The organism is Candidatus Viadribacter manganicus (assembly GCF_001679665.1).
Lineage (GTDB): Bacteria > Pseudomonadota > Alphaproteobacteria > Caulobacterales > Aquidulcibacteraceae > Vitreimonas > Vitreimonas manganica.
Window position 1 is genome coordinate 3,134,195 of record NZ_CP013244.1, and the last position, 16,754, is coordinate 3,150,948.

The window sequence follows — 16,754 nt, forward strand, 5'->3', positions numbered from 1 at the left end:
CGGGCACACGCGCCCGCGCGCGAAGCTCTAGTGATTTGCGTTGCCGAAACATTAATGCGACCCCGGCGCTTGTGGCGCCGAGGGTCGCAGAGGCCCCAGTTGCCCCGATTAGATGGCCGCGAGGTAGGCTTCGATCTGATCGCCGTCTAGGCTCGCCACCTGCGTTGAGGTGAAGGCGTAGAGCTGCGTCGAATTGAAGTTCGCGATGTTCGTGGTCGAGAGGTAATCCAGCTGCGTCGCCGTGAAGGACGGGATCTGGGTCACCGCCAGTGCGCCGATGGTGGCGGCGCCGAGGTCGGTGATGACATCGGTCGACCAGGCGGCGATCTGCGTTGCGGTGAGAGCGCCGACCTGGGCGTCGCTGAACTCGGTCATGTCCGTTGCGCTGAGCGCCGCGATCTGCGTCGAGTCGAGGGCGCGGAGCTGCGTGGCGTTCAGCGCCGCGAGCTGCGTGGCTTCCAAGGCCGCGAAGGCGCTGGCGTCGAGCTTGGCAATCTGCGTTGCCGTCAGCGCCGCGACTTGCGTGTCGGCGAGGGCGGCGACGTTGGTTGCGGTGAAGGCTGCGACCTGGTTGGTCGACATCGCTGCAAGTTGCGTGGTGGTGAATTCGGCCACGTCGTTGGCGGCGAGGGCGGCAAGTTGTGTCGCCGTGATCGCCTTGGCTTGGGTGGTCGAGAGCGCCGCCATTTGCGTGTCGGCGAGCGCCGCTAGGTTCGCATCCGAGAAGGCTGCGATCTGCTGCGCCGTGAAGGCGCCGATCTGCGTGACCGTCAGAGCGCCGACTTGCGTGGCGCTGAAGGCCGACATGTTCGTCGCCGAGATCGCGGCGAGCTGGGTGTTGGTCAGGGCCGCAATCTGCGATTCGTCGAGCGCACCGAGCTTGGTGGTGTCGAAGGCGCGGATCTGCGTCGTGGTCATGTGCGCGACTTGATCGGCGCTGAGTTCGCCGATGTCGGCCGCGTCGAGGGCGCCGATCTGCGTGATCGTGAGCGCCGCGACCTGGGCGTTGGTGAGTGACGCCATCTGGGTCGTGTTGAGCGAGTGGATGTTCGCGGCCAGCATCGATTGCAGCTGTGTTGCCGTCAGCGAGCCGACTTGCGAGTCGGTGAGGGCGGCGACGCTGGTGGCGTTGAGGCCGGCGATTTGGGTCGTGCTCATGCCGGCGACTTGCGTCGTCGTGAACTCGGCGATGTCGGCCGCTTGCAGTGCGTTGAGCTGACCTGTCGTCAAAGCGCGCACTTGGGTGGTTGAGAGAGCGCCAATTTGGGTGTCGGCGAAGGCCGAGATGTTGGTGGCGTTGAAGGCCGCGAGTTGGCTGGATGACAGCGCCGCCATTTGGCCGGTGGTGAAGGCCGCGACCTGCGTTTCATCGAGGCCGGCGAGCTTCGTGGCGGTGATGACGCCGAGTTGCGTCGCGGTCAGCGCCGCGACTTGCGTCTCAGCGAAGGCCGCAAGGTTCGTGGCCGAGATGGCGGCGACTTGGCTGGTCGTCATCGCAGCGATTTGCGTTGCGGCGAACTCGCCCATGTCGGTCTCGTCGAGGCCGGCGATTTGCGTCGTCGTCATGGCCGCGACCTGGGTCGTGGAGAGGGCGGCGATCTGAGTGTCGGCGAGGGCGTGAACGTTCGCTGCGGTCATTGCCGCAACTTGCGTCGCGGTCATGGCTCCGACCTGGGTCTCGCTGAGGTCGTTGACGTTGGTTTCGGTGAGGCCGGTGACTTGCGCGGCAGTCAACGCACCGACTTGGCCGGCGGAGAATTCGCCGATATCGCCAGCGTTGAGCGAGTTGAGCTGCGTCACCGTGAGGGCGGCGACCTGCGTGTTCGTCATTGCGCCGACCTGCGTGGCGTCAAGCGCCGAGAGGTTGGCGTTGGTGAAGGCGCGCATCTGCTGGGTCGACATGGCCGCAACTTGCGTCGTGGTCAGGGCGCCGACTTGCGTTTCGGTGAGATGAGAGATGCCGGCCGTCGAGATGGCTTGCATCTGCGTCGCCGAGAAGGTGGCGATCTGCGTGTCCGCCAGTGCCGCGAGGTTGGTGTAAGAGAGCGCCGAGATTTGTGTCGTCGTCAAAGCGCCGACTTGGGTCTCGGTGAACTCGGTCATGTCGGTCGCGTCGAGCGCCGAGAGCTGGGTGGCGCTAAAGGCGCGGATTTGACCCGTGCTCATGCCAGCGATCTGGCTAGCCGAGAGGGCATGCGCGGCAGCTGACGACAGACCGGCGATTTGCGTGGTCGTGAAGGCGCCGGCTTGCGTCTCGGTGAGCGCGCCGATGTTGGTTTCGCTGAGGCCGTTGACCTGCTGCGTCGACAGAGCCGCGATCTGCGCCGTGGTGAGCGCTGCGATCTGGCTGTCGGCGAAGGCGGCGAGGTTGGTGGCCGAGATCGACTTCACTTGAGTGACTGTGAAGGCGGCGACCTGGGTCTCGTTGAGTTCAGTGATGTTGGTGTCGGCCAGCGCCGCAACTTGCGTTGTGCTGAGTGCAGCGATCTGGGCGGCGCTGAGTTCAGCGACATCCGTTGCGCTGAAGCTCGTGATTTGCGTGGCGGTGAAGGCTTTTACTTGAGTGGCGTTCAGCGCTGCGACCTGATCGGCATCGAGCGCGGAAGCTGCGCCGTTGGAGAGGCCGCCAATCTGCGTCGCAGTGAGCGCCGCAACTTGCGTAGCGGAGAGCTCGCCCATGTCGGTGGCGTCGAGGCCGGCGATCTGGGTGTTGGTCAGCGAGGCGATTTGCGTCGCCTTCAGTGCGCCGGCTTGGGCGGCGTCGAGAGCGGAGAGGGCCGTTGCTGAGAAGGCTTGGATCTGCGTGGTCGAGAAAGTCTCGACTTGCGTTGCGGTGAGGCCGGCGAGGCTGGTTTCGCTCAGGGCCGCGACTTGCGTCTTGCTCAGCGCCGCGATCTGCGTGGCGGTGATTTCAGCGACGTCGGTCGATTCCAGAGCGCCGATTTGTGTAGCGGTCAGCGCTTTCACTTGCGTGGCCGTGAGAGCACCCATCTGCGTGGCGTCGAGCGCGCTTAATGCTTCGGTGCCGAGGCGTGCGATTTGCGCTGCGCCAAAGGCCGCAACCTGGGCCGCCGAGAGGCTGGCCATGTTGGTGGCGTTGAGAGCGGTCATTTGCGTCGTGCTGAGCGCCTCGAGTTGGGTTGCGGTGAACTCGGCCACATCAGCGGCGCCGAGCGCTTCGATCTGGGTGTTGGTCAGCGCCTTGACTTGGGTTGCGTTGATCGCGGCCACTTGAGCGGTGCTGAGCGCGGCGAGGTTGGTCTCTGACAGCGCCTTGATTTGGGTGGTCGTGAGTGCGCCGACTTGCGTCGCGGTCAGCGCCGCAGCCTGCGTTTCAGCGAGGAGGCCGACGTTTGTGGCGCTCAAATTGGCGATTTGCGTTGCAGTGAAGGCCGCCACTTGGGTGTCGGAGAGATCGCCGAGCGTCGTTTCGGTCAATGCGCGGACTTGCGTCGTCGCCATGGCGGCGATTTGCGTTGTGGTGAGGTCCGCGACGTCCGTTGCGCTCAGATTGGCGATCTGAGTGTTGGTGAGCGAGGCGATCTGGGCGCCGGTCAGCGCCGCGGATTGTGCGGCGTCGAGGGCCGAGAGATTGGCGTCGGAGAAGGCGCGAACTTGCGTCGTGCTGAGCGAAGCAATCTGGGTCGTGGTCAGCGCGGCGGTTTGGGTTTCGGTCATCGCCGTGACCTTCGCGGCCGAGACAGCCGTGAGTTGCGTCGTCGTCAGCGCTTCGACCTGGGTGTCGGCGAGAGCGGCGAAATTGGTGTTCGAGAGGGCGCCGACTTGTGTGGTCGTCATCGCCGCGATCTGAGTGGCGGCGAATTCGGCCATGTCGGTGGCGTTCAATGACGCCAGCTGGGTGGTCGTGAAAGCCTTGATCTGCGTGGCGTCCATCGCCGCAATCTGGGTATCAGAGAAGGCGTGAACGTTCGTGCCGGTCAGCAGTGAGAGCTGCGTGGCGGTGAGGGCGGCGGCCTGGTTGGTCGTGAAGGCGGCGACATTGGTGGCCGTCAGCGACGCAACCTGGGTCGCGGAAATGTTGGCGACTTGGGTGTCCGTCAGCGCCGCGATTTGAGTATCGGCGAAGGCGCGCAAGTTGTTGGTGGTCAGCGCTTGCAGCTGAGCTGTCGAGAAGGTCGCGATCTGGGTTTCGCTGAGGTCGCCCACATTGGTCGAGGTGAGGGCCGTAACTTGCGTTGTCGTCAGCGCGCCGATTTGGGTGGTGGTGATATCGCCAATGTCCGTCGCGGTGAAGGCGGCGACTTGGGTGGCGGTGAGCGCTTTCACTTGCGTGGCGTTCAGTTGCGCAAACTGGCCTGAATCGAAGGCCGAAATCGCTGCGGTCGAGAGCGACGCGATTTGCGTGGCGTTCATCGCGCCGATTTGGGCATTGGTGAGCGCGCCGACATTGGTGGCGTTGAGGCCGCCGACTTGAGCGGTGCTGAGCGCGCTGATTTGAGTGGTCGTCAGCGCAGCAATCTGCGTATCGGCCAGCGAGCGCAGGTTCGTCGCGGTGATCGAGGCGATCTGTGTGGTCGCCATCGCGGCGATCTGGGTTTCGGTCAGGCTCGCCATGTTGGTGGCGGTGAAGGCCGCGACCTGGCTGGTGGCCATCGCCTGCAATTGGGCGGTCGTGAATTCTGCGATGTCGGTGGCGTCGAGGGCGCCCAGCTGCGTCGCGGTAAGCGCGCGGACTTGCGTTGAGTTGAGGGCCGCGACCTGGGCGCTATCGAGAGCCGACAGCGTGGTGTTGGTCATGACCGAGATCTGCGCGCGGCTGAGTGCGCCGACTTGCGTCGTGGTGAGCGCGCCGACCTGGGTGGCGTTGAGGTTCGCCAGCGAGGATTGAGAGAGCGAACTCACTTGCGTCGTCGTCAGGGCCGCGATTTGCGTGTCGGCGAAGGCTGCGATGCTGGTGTTGGTGAGCGAGCGGATCTGGCTCGCGGTAAGGGCGGCCACTTGCGTTGTCGAGAGCGCGCCGATTTGGCCGGCGTCGAGCGTGGCGACTTGCGTGTTGGTTAGCGCTTGCAATTGTGCGGTTGTCAGAGCGCCGACTTGCGCGTCGCTGAGGTCGCCGATGTTTGTTGCGGTGAAGCCTTTGACCTGGCCGGTCGAGAAGAGGGCGATCTGATCGGTCGAGAATTCACCGATATCGGTGGCCGAGAGCGCCGCGATCTGACTGGTCTTGAGCGAGGTGAGCTGGGTTGCGTCGAGCGCTGCAACTTGCGTATCCGCGAGCGCCGACAGAGCGGTGGCGGTCAGCGATTGCATTTGCGTGGCGTTGAGGGCGCCGACTTGCGTTTCGGTCAGCGCGGCCATGTTGCCGGCGGTGAACGCTTTCACTTGGTTTGCCGAGAGCGCGCCGATTTGGCCGGCGGTTAGCGCACCCAGTTGATCGTCGGCGAGCGCAGAAATCGTGGTCGCGGTGAAGGCGTTGAGCTGGGTTGCGTCGAACGCGGCGATCTGGGTGGCTTCAAGCGCCGCCATGTTGGTGGCGGTGAGCGCCTTGATTTGCGTGGTCGTGAAGGCGGCCAGTTGGGCGGCTGAGAATTCGGCGACGTTGGTTGCGTTCAGCGAGGTGACTTGTGCGGCGGTGAGCGAAGCCGCTTGCGTCACCGTAAGTGCAGCGACTTGAGTGTCGGCGAGGGCGGCCAGATTGGTGTTGGTCAGCGACTGCAATTGCGTTGCGGTGAGTGCAGCGACCTGCGTTTCCGTCAGCGCCGTCATGTTGGTGGCGCTGATGGCGCGCACTTGGGTGGTGGCGAGTTGGGCGATCTGCGTTGCTGTGAATTCGGCGATGTCGGCGGCGTCGAGCGCGGCCATTTGGGTGACCGTGAGCGCCTTGACCTGGGTTGTCGTCAGGGCGCCGAACTGGGTGGCGTCAAAAGCGGCGACAGCGTCGCTGGTCAGCGCGGCCATTTGCGTGGCAGTGAAGGCGCGGGCTTGGGTGTTGTTAAGTTCGCCGATGTCTGTGGCTGAGAGGCCGGCGACTTGGGTGTTGGTTAGGCTGGAAACTTGCGTCGCGGTGAGCGCGCCGGCTTGGGTTTCGTCGAGGGCCGAGATGTTCGCGGCGCTGAAGGCCTGAATTTGCGTGGTGGCGAAGGCGGCGACGGCGGTTGAGCTGATATTGGCGACCAGGGTGGAGTTAAAAGCGCCGATCTGGACTTGGTTCAGAGCCAGCAATTGCGCTGACGAGAAGGTCACGTCGCTGGAGAAATTGGGGATTTGGGTGGTTGTGAGCGCCTTCACCTGGGTGGTGGAGAGGGCCGCAACCTGCGTATTGGAGAGCGCGCCAATCCCTGTCGCGCTGATGGCCGCTATTTGCGTCGATGCAAACGAGCTGAGGGTGGTTGTCGTGAGGCTCTGAATGGCCGTTACGGACAGCGCTGAGATCTGCGCTGCAGACAAGCTCGAAACCGACATCGTGGACCTTCTTGGTCTAGAGAACCGACATTCAGTCAGCCCACACGCACTCCTGACGCTTCTGCGCCCTGATGCATGCGGTTCCACATTTACTTTGAATGTGTTTCCGAGACGTTTCCGCCACAGGTTGTAGTAGGGCGAAATGACTGAAAGTGTATTAGTGGGTTGTTAAGGCTCGTGGCGGATTTCTCGCGCGCTTTTTCGGGCGCCGTAAGAATGACTACAGGCGCCATTCGGCGGCTTGCAGTTCTTCCGCGAAGGCCGTACCGGCAAAGGCATGAGCGGCGCTGATGAATCAAAAGCGGCGATCGGTGGCGATGGACTAGCCGGCCAGCTCTACGCCAGCCTTGAAAGCATGCCTGACGCTTTCATTCTGCTCGATGCGGGCTGGCGCTTCACTTACGTCAATGCGCAAGCTGAAGTGTTGCTGCAGCGGGGCCGCAGTGAGCTGCTAGGCCGTATTATATGGGAAGAGTTTCCAGAACGCCCTGAGAGGATCGCGCGGCGTGAATTCACCCGCGTTATAGAGACGGGCGGTTCGACGACGTTCGAACTGGATTTTCAGCCCACCGGCATTCGGCTCGAAGTGCGCGCTTTCTCCTCGCAAGGCGGGGTCGCGATTTATTTTCGCGACATTACCGAACGGCACGGCACGCAAGAGACAATGCGTCTACTGCAATCGGCGATCTCGCGGCTGAAGGATGTCGTGATCATCACGCAAGCGGGGCCGATCGCGGACGGTCCGCCGATTGTATTCGTAAACGAGGCGTTTACGACAATGACGGGCTACACGCCCGTAGAGGTCCTTGGAAAGACGCTGCGCTTTCTGCACGGACCGAAAACCGACCCTGGCGAATTGATGCGCGGGCGCGATCTGCTGATGCGTGGGCGTTCGGCGCGCACAGAGATTATCAACTACACTAAAGACGGCCGCGAGATCTGGGTGGAGGGCGAGATGTCGCCGCTGCTGAACGACGATGGCGTTGTGACCCATATCGTTGTGGTGGCGCGGGACATTACCGAACGCAAGCACGCTGACTTTTTGCTAAAGGAATCCACCGAGCGCTTTCGCATCGTGGCGCAAGCGACTGCTGACGTCGTGTGGGACTGGAATCTCGTCGACGATACCATGTGGTGGAGCGACGGGATGCGCAGTGTGTTCGGCTATGGGCCGGAGCAGCGCTCGCCGACATCGGAATCGTGGACGATGGCGCTTCATCCGGACGACCAAGCGCGCGTGTTGGCTGGCATTCACGCCGTTATCGATGGCGGCGGCGAAATATGGGCCGATGAGTACCGCTTCTTCCGCGCCGATGGATCGTGCGCGCAGGTGACGGATCGTGGATCGGTCATACGCGATCAGGAGGGCCGGCCGATGCGTATGGTCGGCTCGATGGTCGATGTTACGGCGCAGCGTGAGTTGGAGGCGCAGTTGCGTCAGTCGCAGCGCCTCGAAGCTGTTGGGCAGCTTACCGGCGGCGTCGCGCATGATTTCAATAATCTGCTGACAGTCATCCTCTCCAATGCGGAGCTGCTGGAGACGAGCCTCGCTGGAAACGATCAGTTACATATGCTGGCGGAGATGACGCGCCTTGCGGCCGAGCGCGGCGCCGAGCTTACAAGCCGGCTGCTTTCATTCTCGCGCCGGCAAGCGCTCGATCCGCAGCCGGTCGATGTACGCGCCTTGGCGAACAGCATGGATCAGTTGCTGCGGCGCGCGCTGGGCGAGCAGGTCGAGATCCGCATCGTCTCGAACGGCGACGTCTGGGACGCCTTGATCGATGCGCTGCAACTTGAAAGCGCGCTGCTCAATCTGTGCATCAATGCGCGTGATGCGATGCCTGGCGGCGGCACGTTGACAGTCGAAGTTTCGAATGTTGCGCTTGATGCCGAGGCTGGATCGCCGGCGGGCGATTTCGTCATACTCTCCGTGTGCGATACCGGCGCGGGTATGGACGAGAACACGCGCGCGCGCGTGTTCGAGCCGTTTTTCACCACCAAGGAAGTCGGCAAGGGTTCCGGGCTCGGGCTTTCGATGGTCTATGGCTTCATCACCCAATCGAAGGGCCGCATCGCGATTGAGAGCGAGCTTGGCAAAGGGACGTGCGTGAAGCTCTACCTGCCGCGCTCGCGTGAAGCGCGGCGGACGGAAGGCGTCGTTGTGAACGAAGCGGCCGCGACGGGGCGTGAGCGCATTCTGCTGGTTGAGGATGATGATTTGCTGCGGGCGCAGGTCGGCGGCGAGTTGCAAAATTTAGGCTATCGCGTCGTCAGCGCGCGCTCGGGCGCGGAGGCGCTTTACATGCTGCGCGAAGGCGAAGTGTTTGATCTGCTGTTTACCGACGTGGTGATGGCAGGGATGAGCGGCTCGCAACTTTCGGCGCTCGCGCACGAGATCGCGCCGGACATGCCGGTACTTTACACCTCAGGCCATCCCGAGACGATGATGGACGACGAAGGCTACCTCGCGCCTGGCGTGACGCTGCTGCGCAAGCCGTATCGCCGCCGCGAACTCGCGGCGAAGCTAAGAGACGTGCTGGGCGCAGCGGCGCTTCGGCGAGAAGGGTAGAGGTTCGTGCTATCGCGAGGGGCGATTGGTGGGTGATACAGGATTCGAACCTGTGACCCGCTGATTAAGAGTCAGCTGCTCTACCAACTGAGCTAATCACCCAAACCAAACGAAGCGCCGGACATAGGGGGATTGGGCGCGCGCGTCCAGTGTGCGAGGGATGCACAAATGCGCCCCTGATGGGCGCCGGGGAGCGGGGCATGAACCTCTTTGCATGGGCGCTGGCGGGCTTTGTGCTCATCCATATCGGGATATCGGCGACGGGGCTGCGGGCCCGGATCGTCGGCGCGGTCGGCGAATGGCCGTACCGGGGGCTGTTTTCTGTGGCCTCGGGCGTTTTGCTGACGGCGCTCATTATTGGCCTGGGGCAGGTACGTTCCGATCCGTTCGATCCGCTGAATGCGGCGCTCTGGGCGCCGCCGGAATGGCTGCGCTGGCCGGCCTATGTGTTTGTTCTCTTTGGGTTGAGCTTGGCGTTTGCCGGGCTTTTCACGCCTGGGCCGACGTTTGCGGGCTTTGAGAAGATGGGCCTGGAACGGGCCGAGCCCGCGCACGGGGTGCTGCGGATCACGCGCCATCCTTTCCTCTGGGGCGTGGCGCTTTGGGGCGTGGGGCATCTACTGGTCAATGGCGAACGCTTTGCCGTGATGCTGTTCGGCGCAATGGCGCTGATGGCGGTTTATGGCGCGCGCTCGATCGACCGCAAGGGCGCAGCGCGTGATCCCGAAGGCTGGGAAAAGTTCGCGAATGTGACCTCGAACGCGCCGTTCGTGGCGATCGTGCAGGGGCGCAACAAGCTGAATGTCGCGGAGATTGGCTGGCGCGGGCTGCTTGGGGTTGCGATTGCTGTCACGATCGCCTTGTTGCACCAGCAGGCCTTCGGCGTCGCGGCATTCTCAACCTGACCTTAAGCCGCGCGCGCGAGGATGGGGTCCATGCTGATCCTCGACCGCGTCCATTTCGATCACATGACCGGGGCTGACCGCGCCCTGCAAATCGAGGTGGTGGGGCTTTTTCGTATGCAGGTCGAACGCTGGAGCGCAGCGATGGCGAGCGCTGGCGGTTGGCGCGAGGCGGTGCACACGCTGAAGGGTTCGGCGCGTGGCATTGGGCTTTCGGCTTTGGCTGCGGCGTGCGAAGCGGCTGAAACCGCCAAGGATAGCGAAGCAGGTCTGGCTGACGTGCGCACGGCGCTGAACGAGGCGCTTGGCGCGCTGGAGCAATTCGCCGCTGAGGCGCCTTAGGTTTTTGCGCTAGGCTGGCGCCATGGCCGCCGAAGTTTTCATCCAGCGCTTTCTCGTCGCTCCCGGCGACATCGATGAACTCGGTCACGTCAACAACATCGTCTATCTACGCTACGCGCAGGAAATGGCGATCGCGCATTGGCGCTCGCGCGCGTTGCCGGAAATGGTGGACGCCTATGTGTGGGTGGTGACGCGTCACGAGGTCGATTATCGCGCGCAGCTTGAACTTGGCGATGAGGTCGAGGTGCGGACGTGGGTCGATGAGGCGCCGCGTGGGCCTTCATGGATACGCTTCGTCGAAGTCTACAAAGCCGGCGCCGATAAGCCGTCAGCGCAAATCAAATCGAACTGGGTGTTGCTCGACGCGCAGACGCGGCGGATGAAGCGCGTGCCGCCGGAGATGGCGGCGCGCTTTATGATCGATCAGAACGCTGGGTGATGTTCGTCGGGCGTGGCGGGCGGCGCTTGGCCCGCGGCGATGCGCATGAGATCGCGGACTTGGCCCAGGCGCTCGTAGCCGAGGAAGGCGAGCATGAAGAGCTCGCAGAGAAAGCGCCAATAGACGAGGCCGACTGCGGCGACGGCGGGAACAGCGATGAGCTGGACGAAGCCGCCGCCGAAATTGCCGCCGAACAATGAGAAGATGGCCATGAGCAGCGCACCGAGTGCGCCAATGACGATCGCGGCCGCGCCGAAATAATAGACGAGCTTCACCAGCACCGGCCCAATCAGGCGGTCAAAGCTCAAGAAACGCTGGAAGATAGAAAACATGAGAGGACCCCGCCGAATCGCGCAGGATCAATCCGATCACAGCGACCCGCCGCCGTCCACGACCAGGGTGGCGCCAGTGATGGGTCCTTCTTCCGCAAGCAACATCAGGATCAGGCGATTGACGTCAGCGCCTGCTCCGTAGCGCGCAAGCGGCCGGGCGAGATGCGAGATTTCCTCAAGCGCCGTGTTCTCATTGCCATGATCGCGAACGAGATCCTGAAACCACGGCATCTCGTTCCACATCGGTGTTGTTGGGCCGCCTGGAGCGATGGCGTTGATGCGGACGTTGCTGTGTGCGGCTTCGCGCGAGGCTGCGCGCATGACCTGTAATAGACCAGGGCCTGAATTGTGCGGCAGTGGCTCGGCTTTGATGGCGGCGGCGGAGGTGGTGACGACGATGGCGCCGCCTTGGTTGTTTTTGGCCATCAACGGCATGATGGTGCGCAGACTCTGGATCGTGGCTTCGAGTTGCGTCGAGGTCGTGCGGCCCCAATCGACAAGATCGCTTTCGGCGACGGCTTGGGCGTGCGCGGTGTTTGTATTCACGAGCGCCCAATCGAGACGGCCGTATTGCGCTTGAATGAAGGCGGCAGCCTGGCCCCAACGATCGATGTCGCTGACGTCGAAAGCAAGGGTCGAGACGCGCTCGGGCGAAACCCCGGCAAGATCGAGTTCGTCGGCCACAAGGCTAAGCGCTGCTTCGTCGATGTCGGCCAGTAGCAAGCCGCCGGTGGATTTGCGCGCCAGTTCCCGTGCGCAGCCGGCGCCAATGCCGGAACCGGCGCCAGTTATAAGTGTCACGGGATTGAGACGTATCTGCACCTAACTTGCTTATGGCGCCGGCCGGGGCGTCTCAACTCTTGTCGCCACGCCAGCCGCGCTGGGATATATCGGGCGCATGACCCGCTTCGCGCTCCAGTTTGGCCAGACACAATCCGGCTTGACCTATCTTGAACGGATGACGGCGTACGGCATCTGCCCGCGCGGCGAGGCCAATATCGCTGTGGTTCAGATCGGGAAGAAGGCGCCGTACGAGTACGATCTGCCCGGCGGCGGCATCGAAGCTGACGAGGATGAGGCCGCGGCGCTGATGCGCGAGTTTCAGGAAGAGACGGGGCTGACCGTCTGGCCGACGCGCGTGATTGGGCGGGCGGGGCAATATTGGGTCAACCGGTCAGAGCCGCGCAATTCGCTGGCGACCTTCTATGAAGTTGAGCTTTCAGCCGCCGACGGTGCGCCGACCGAACCTGACCATGCGTTGGTTTGGATGAGCCCCGCGGAGGCGTTGTTGAAAATGCGCCACGAGGCGCACGCCTGGGTGATCATGCATTGGCTGCGCGCGCGCCGCAGCGGCGCCGCCGATCAGCGCTGATTGCGCTCGTCTTCGCTGATGACGAAATCTTGTAGGCGCTCGATGAACGTCGGTTCGCGGACTTCGGGGATTGGATCGAGGCTCAGCTCGTTGAAATCGAGCGACGCCAGATGCATCGGCTGCATATTGATGGTGCGCACCGGCGGCAGGGCGCGCAGATCGTCGACGGATGCAGGCTCCATCGCATAGAGCGCGCCGCCGACTGAATCTGTTGGCGCTTCCAGTTGCGCGACTTGGGTTTCGGACTTGGCGTTGGTGCTTGGAGCGATGAGGCCTTGATTGGCGCGCACGCCCATGGCGACGCCGACAGCGGCGATGCTGACAATGCCAAGTGCGATCGCGGCGTGGCGGGCTGGCGGCTTCGGCGGCTCGACGACGCGTGAGACCGCTTTGAGGCGCTCACTCAGCGCGTTCCAGGCGCGACCGCCGCGTTCGCCGCGCCAGCTGCTGAAATCAATGACCGGCGCTTTGCGATCCTTGCGCTCTGGCCAACCTGGCGCTGTGGCGATTTCAACGAGGCGCGTTGCATCGCTTTGGCGGAGCCATTCGAGCATGTAGGTTTGGCTTGGCGCGTCTTCTGACCAAATGATCAGAACCGCATCGCGTGAGGTCTTTGCATCTTCGATCGAGGCTTGCGATTGGCGGCCCACGAGCATGCGAACGCTATGCTCTTCGGCTTCAAGAAGCCGCACCAGGTCCGCAGCCAGCTTTTTGGCGTCGTGCGTACTGACGGTGATGATGTCGATCATAGAGTTGGGGGGGGCCGATCGCTTATGTAATTGTCCCTCTATCACGACGAAAATGTTGCGGCAGCGTGGGTGAAGTAAGCAGATGTGAATAACGAGCCCGCAACGAGCGAGGCATGGTCCGCTTGCATCGCTCGGGGGAGTTCGCGGCGATGCGCTCGCCCCGAAACCAATGTTACAGGCGTGCAATCTTCGTTGTGGATTTCGAGGGAACTCGTAAGCTCTCCCCGAGCGGGGCTGGTGGCCGCGTCTTTCTAAGGGGAACGAATATGGATTGGGCGACTATCCTACCTTACGCTGCGCAAGCGATCGGCGGCGCTGTGGGCGGCAATGTTCTGGGCGCTCTGACGCGCGGCGGCGGTGGCCTTCTGGGCCGTACGCTGATCGGTGCGATCGGCGGCGTCGCCGCCGGCTGGGCTGGCGGCAATGTTGAAGCCGTGGGCGGGATTACCTCGATGTGGAGCAATCTGATCGACGGTGAGAACGGCGCGCACCTCGCGAACCTGATCACCGGCGCAGCAGGCGGCGGAATTCTGGGTCTTGTCGGCGGTTTGCTGATCCGTTCGAAGGACTAAGCGCCTTAAAGATCGCGCCAGATCATTGATAGAAACTGCGCGTCCGACCACGACGAACCCGTGAGCGAACGCGCTTGGCGCACGATGACCAAGCCATCGCTCGGGGCGATGTAGAGCCGCTGGCCGCCTTGGCCGGCGGCCATCGCGAAATCTGTCGGCGCGGATGTCCCCGAGCGCCAAAGATCGCTTTCGATGGCGAAGTTGTCGCGACCGTTGGCGCGGCCCGCGAGCCACAAACCAAATCCCGCGCGCGCTTCCGCGAACGAACCGCGCATGGCTTCACCGAGTGCGGTGCTGCTTGCCAATTGTTGGGCCCGCCAGATGCCTTGGCGGCGGATGAGCTCACCCGCCTGCGCCCAGCCGCGTGCGGAGACAGCCGCGCCGTCATCGAAGCGCGCGAGGCCATCGCTGCCGCGCGCCCAGCCGATCGGCACACAACCAATGGGCAGCAACGTACGTGTGGTGAGATAGCGCGCTGCGTCGGGCTCGCGGCCGCTGGCCTCAAGTTTGCGGCGTGCGATTTCGCTAAAGAGAATGAAAGGTGCGGGATCGTCGCTGAATTCTGTGCCGGGTGCTTGGCGCGGCTGCAACGCTAGGGCGGTTGCCAGATCGTGAGGGCCGTTGCGCTCGAAGCTTAGGCCGCTTGCGCCGCTGAGCAGAACGCGGATCGAGATGGTGCTCTTGACCGGATCGGCGCCCCAATCGCCAAGTGTCAGCGCGACCGGCTCATCGAGCGTCATCAGGCGGTCTTCGACGAGTGAAGCAGCGAGTAGGGGAATGAAGGCGCGGGTACCCATGCCGATCGGCCATCGGGTGTCCGAGCCGCCGGTGGAATATTGTTCGGCAAGCACGATGCCGTGGCGCGCGACGAGGAATGTCGCGCCGTCGCGTTGGGCGCTGTAGTTCGCGGCGGCGCCGAAACGTTGCACCGGCTGGGCGAGCGCCAACGGCGCAGTTGAAGCGCTGACTACGCTGCATGCTGCAGCGCTCGTGAGAAAGGCGCGACGATTCATCCCGAGTCCCTGGGACGTATTGTCGTCAAAGGGAACCGACGGGGCAAGCCGTGCGTATGAGGGGCATGCGACTGATCCTCATTGCCGCGGCGCTCATGTTGGCCGCCTGCACACCGAACCCCGTCTACCGTCAAAGCACTGCCCCGCTACCGGTCGCCTCGATCGAGCAGGCTCGGTATCTGGGGCTCTGGCATGAACAAGCGCGGCTGCCGAATAGTTTCGAAGAGGGCTGTCAACGCGCGACCGCCGAATATGCCGTGCGCGAGGACGGGCTTATCTCCGTGGTGAACACCTGTATCGCGGCGAACGGCGAGAGCCGTGTCGCGCGGGGCCGCGCGCGTCCGGCAGGCGAAGGCGATGAAGGCAAGCTTGAGGTGAGCTTCTTCGGGCCGTTCTGGGCCAAGTATTGGGTGCTGCAACGCGGTGAGAATTACGAGTGGAGTATCGTGGGCGAGCCGGAGGGCCGGTACCTTTGGTTGCTGACGCGCGAGCGTGAAATCACCCCGGAACAACGCGCCGACTTTGAGCGCCGGATCACGGAACTTGGGTACCGCCCAGCCGAATTGGTTTGGGCGCCGTAACGCCCGGAGGCGAGCCGGTTGGCGCGCCGCGAAATCTCGCGTTCACCTTTCCTCCGGTTGGAGGGATCATGCTCAAACGAAGTGCAATGTTTGGGGCGCTCACCGCGCTCTCTGCTGTGAATGGGTACGCGGCAGCGGCGTCGGTGGAAGAGGAGCGTGGTTTTCCGCTGACGATCGTGTTCGCGCTGATCGCCGTATTCTGCTCGCTCGGCGTGGTGTTGCTGGCGGCGGCTAAGAAGAAAAGGATTAGCGGCTGAGTTCGCGCATTGCGCCATCGAGGCCTTCGATGGTGAGCGGAAACATGCGCTCGGGGCCGATGATCTCGCGGATGACCTGGATCGACGGCGTGTGGTCCCAATGCGCGCGCGGCGTCGGATTGAGCCAGACCACGCGCTCATAGATTTGCGCGAAACGCTGCAGCCAGATTGCGCCGGCTTCTTCATTCCAATGTTCGACTGAGCCGCCGGGATAGGTGACTTCATAAGGGCTCATGGTCGCGTCACCAACAAACACGATGCGATAATCGCTGCCGTATTTGTGCAGGACGTCCCAGGTGAGGGTCTTTTCGTCGTGGCGGCGGCGATTGTCCTTCCAGACGCTCTCATAGAGGCAATTGTGGAAGTAGAAGAATTCGAGACTCTTGAATTCAGTGCGTGCGGCCGAAAAGAGCTCTTCACAAAGCTTGATGTGTGAATCCATTGAGCCGCCGATATCCAAGAGCAGCAAGACCTTCACAGCGTTGCGGCGCTCGGGGCGAAGGACGATGTCGAGATAACCTTCCTTGGCGCTCCTTGAGATGGTGCCGTCAAGATCCAGCTCATCGGGTGCGCCGGTGCGTGCGAACTTGCGGAGGCGCCGGAGCGCGACCTTGATGTTGCGCACCCCAAGCTCGACGCTGTCGTCGAGGTTCTTGTATTCACGCTTGTCCCAGACTTTGACGGCGCTGCGCTGGCCGCCTTCGCCGCCGATGCGGATGCCTTCGGGATTGTAGCCGTTATTGCCGAACGGCGAGGTGCCGCCGGTGCCGATCCATTTGTTGCCGCCTTCGTGGCGCTTCTTTTGTTCTTCGAGCCGCTCCTTCAACGTCTCCATCAGTTTTTCCCAACCGCCGAGCGCTTCGATCTGCGCCTTCTCTTCGTCGGTCAGGAATTTCTGCGTGAGTGCTTGCAGCCATTCGGCCGGGATCTCGGTGTTGACGGCGTCGCTTGCGCTATCGAGGCCCTTGAAGACTTGACCGAAGACGCGGTCGAATTTGTCGAGGTGGCGCTCGTCTTTCACCAGTGCGGTGCGCGAGAGGTAGTAGAAGTCTTGGACGTTGATATCGATGGCTTGCTTCTCGAGCGCTTCGAGCAGCACGAGATATTCCTTGAGGCTGACCGGCAAACGCGCGGCGCGCAATTCGGTGAAGAAGCGTTGGAACACCGCTGGATGATAGAGGCGGCGTGTGTGTGGCGCTAGCG

14 protein-coding genes and 1 tRNA gene are annotated in these 16,754 nt (G+C 63.0%); 8 read left to right on the top strand and 7 right to left on the bottom strand.

The window, feature by feature from the left end:
• Positions 1-108: 108 nt before the first annotated feature.
• Positions 109-6,423: a beta strand repeat-containing protein gene (locus tag ATE48_RS16050; RefSeq protein WP_066773226.1), complete on the bottom strand. Its 6,315-nt coding sequence runs from the start codon at positions 6,421-6,423 to the stop codon at positions 109-111.
• A gap of 241 nt (positions 6,424-6,664) precedes the next feature.
• Between ATE48_RS16050 and ATE48_RS16055 the strand changes: the two genes are divergently transcribed.
• Positions 6,665-8,992, top strand: coding sequence for a PAS domain S-box protein (locus ATE48_RS16055; RefSeq protein WP_066773229.1), 2,328 nt, complete (start codon positions 6,665-6,667; stop codon positions 8,990-8,992).
• 26 nt (positions 8,993-9,018) lie between these two features.
• Here the strand turns inward: ATE48_RS16055 and ATE48_RS16060 are convergent.
• Positions 9,019-9,094 (bottom strand) — tRNA-Lys (locus tag ATE48_RS16060).
• 98 nt (positions 9,095-9,192) lie between these two features.
• Between ATE48_RS16060 and ATE48_RS16065 the strand changes: the two genes are divergently transcribed.
• Genes ATE48_RS16065 through ATE48_RS16075 form a run of 3 tightly spaced genes read left to right on the top strand, consistent with a single transcriptional unit; the run spans position 9,193 to position 10,675 of the window.
• A complete protein-coding gene (locus ATE48_RS16065; protein WP_066775265.1) occupies positions 9,193-9,897 on the top strand; it encodes an NnrU family protein in 705 nt (234 codons plus the stop codon).
• A 30-nt stretch (positions 9,898-9,927) separates the two neighbouring features.
• Positions 9,928-10,236 carry an Hpt domain-containing protein gene (locus tag ATE48_RS16070; protein ID WP_228126658.1) on the top strand — a complete coding sequence of 103 codons (309 nt, stop codon included), beginning with the start codon at positions 9,928-9,930 and terminating at the stop codon, positions 10,234-10,236.
• A gap of 22 nt (positions 10,237-10,258) precedes the next feature.
• Entirely contained in the window at positions 10,259-10,675 is a 417-nt protein-coding gene (locus tag ATE48_RS16075; RefSeq protein WP_066773234.1) for an acyl-CoA thioesterase, read from the top strand.
• Here ATE48_RS16075 and ATE48_RS16080 read toward each other — a convergent pair.
• Complete coding sequence (locus ATE48_RS16080) at positions 10,660-11,007, bottom strand: DUF4282 domain-containing protein (RefSeq protein WP_066773237.1); 348 nt, start codon at positions 11,005-11,007, stop codon at positions 10,660-10,662. The two genes, ATE48_RS16075 and ATE48_RS16080, sit on opposite strands and share 16 nt — an antisense overlap.
• Positions 11,008-11,043: 36 nt before the next feature.
• The gene (locus ATE48_RS16085; RefSeq protein WP_066773239.1) at positions 11,044-11,829 is read right to left on the bottom strand and encodes an SDR family NAD(P)-dependent oxidoreductase; all 786 of its coding nucleotides are present in this window, start codon (positions 11,827-11,829) and stop codon (positions 11,044-11,046) included.
• Between the two features lie 76 nt (positions 11,830-11,905).
• On the opposite strand from ATE48_RS16085, the gene ATE48_RS16090 reads away from it, so the two are divergent.
• Complete coding sequence (locus tag ATE48_RS16090) at positions 11,906-12,379, top strand: NUDIX domain-containing protein (RefSeq protein WP_066773242.1); 474 nt, start codon at positions 11,906-11,908, stop codon at positions 12,377-12,379.
• Here the strand turns inward: ATE48_RS16090 and ATE48_RS16095 are convergent.
• Entirely contained in the window at positions 12,370-13,128 is a 759-nt protein-coding gene (locus ATE48_RS16095; RefSeq protein ID WP_066773245.1) for a hypothetical protein, read from the bottom strand. The two genes, ATE48_RS16090 and ATE48_RS16095, sit on opposite strands and share 10 nt — an antisense overlap.
• Before the next feature lie 266 nt (positions 13,129-13,394).
• Here ATE48_RS16095 and ATE48_RS16100 point away from each other — a divergent pair, with 266 nt between their 5' ends.
• Entirely contained in the window at positions 13,395-13,700 is a 306-nt protein-coding gene (locus ATE48_RS16100; protein WP_066773248.1) for a hypothetical protein, read from the top strand.
• Between the two features lie 5 nt (positions 13,701-13,705).
• Here ATE48_RS16100 and ATE48_RS16105 read toward each other — a convergent pair whose 3' ends face one another.
• Positions 13,706-14,713 (bottom strand): serine hydrolase, encoded by a 1,008-nt coding sequence (locus ATE48_RS16105; protein WP_066773253.1) that lies wholly within the window; start codon positions 14,711-14,713, stop codon positions 13,706-13,708.
• A 65-nt stretch (positions 14,714-14,778) separates the two neighbouring features.
• Here ATE48_RS16105 and ATE48_RS16110 point away from each other — a divergent pair, with 65 nt between their 5' ends.
• Positions 14,779-15,294, top strand: a complete 516-nt coding sequence (locus tag ATE48_RS16110) for a lipocalin family protein (protein WP_228126659.1) — start codon at positions 14,779-14,781, stop codon at positions 15,292-15,294.
• Positions 15,295-15,362: 68 nt separating this feature from the next.
• Positions 15,363-15,551: a hypothetical protein gene (locus tag ATE48_RS16115; RefSeq protein WP_156767819.1), complete on the top strand. Its 189-nt coding sequence runs from the start codon at positions 15,363-15,365 to the stop codon at positions 15,549-15,551.
• Here ATE48_RS16115 and ATE48_RS16120 read toward each other — a convergent pair.
• Positions 15,541-16,716, bottom strand: coding sequence for a vWA domain-containing protein (locus ATE48_RS16120; protein ID WP_066773261.1), 1,176 nt, complete (start codon positions 16,714-16,716; stop codon positions 15,541-15,543). The two genes, ATE48_RS16115 and ATE48_RS16120, sit on opposite strands and share 11 nt — an antisense overlap.
• Positions 16,717-16,754 lie beyond the last annotated feature (38 nt).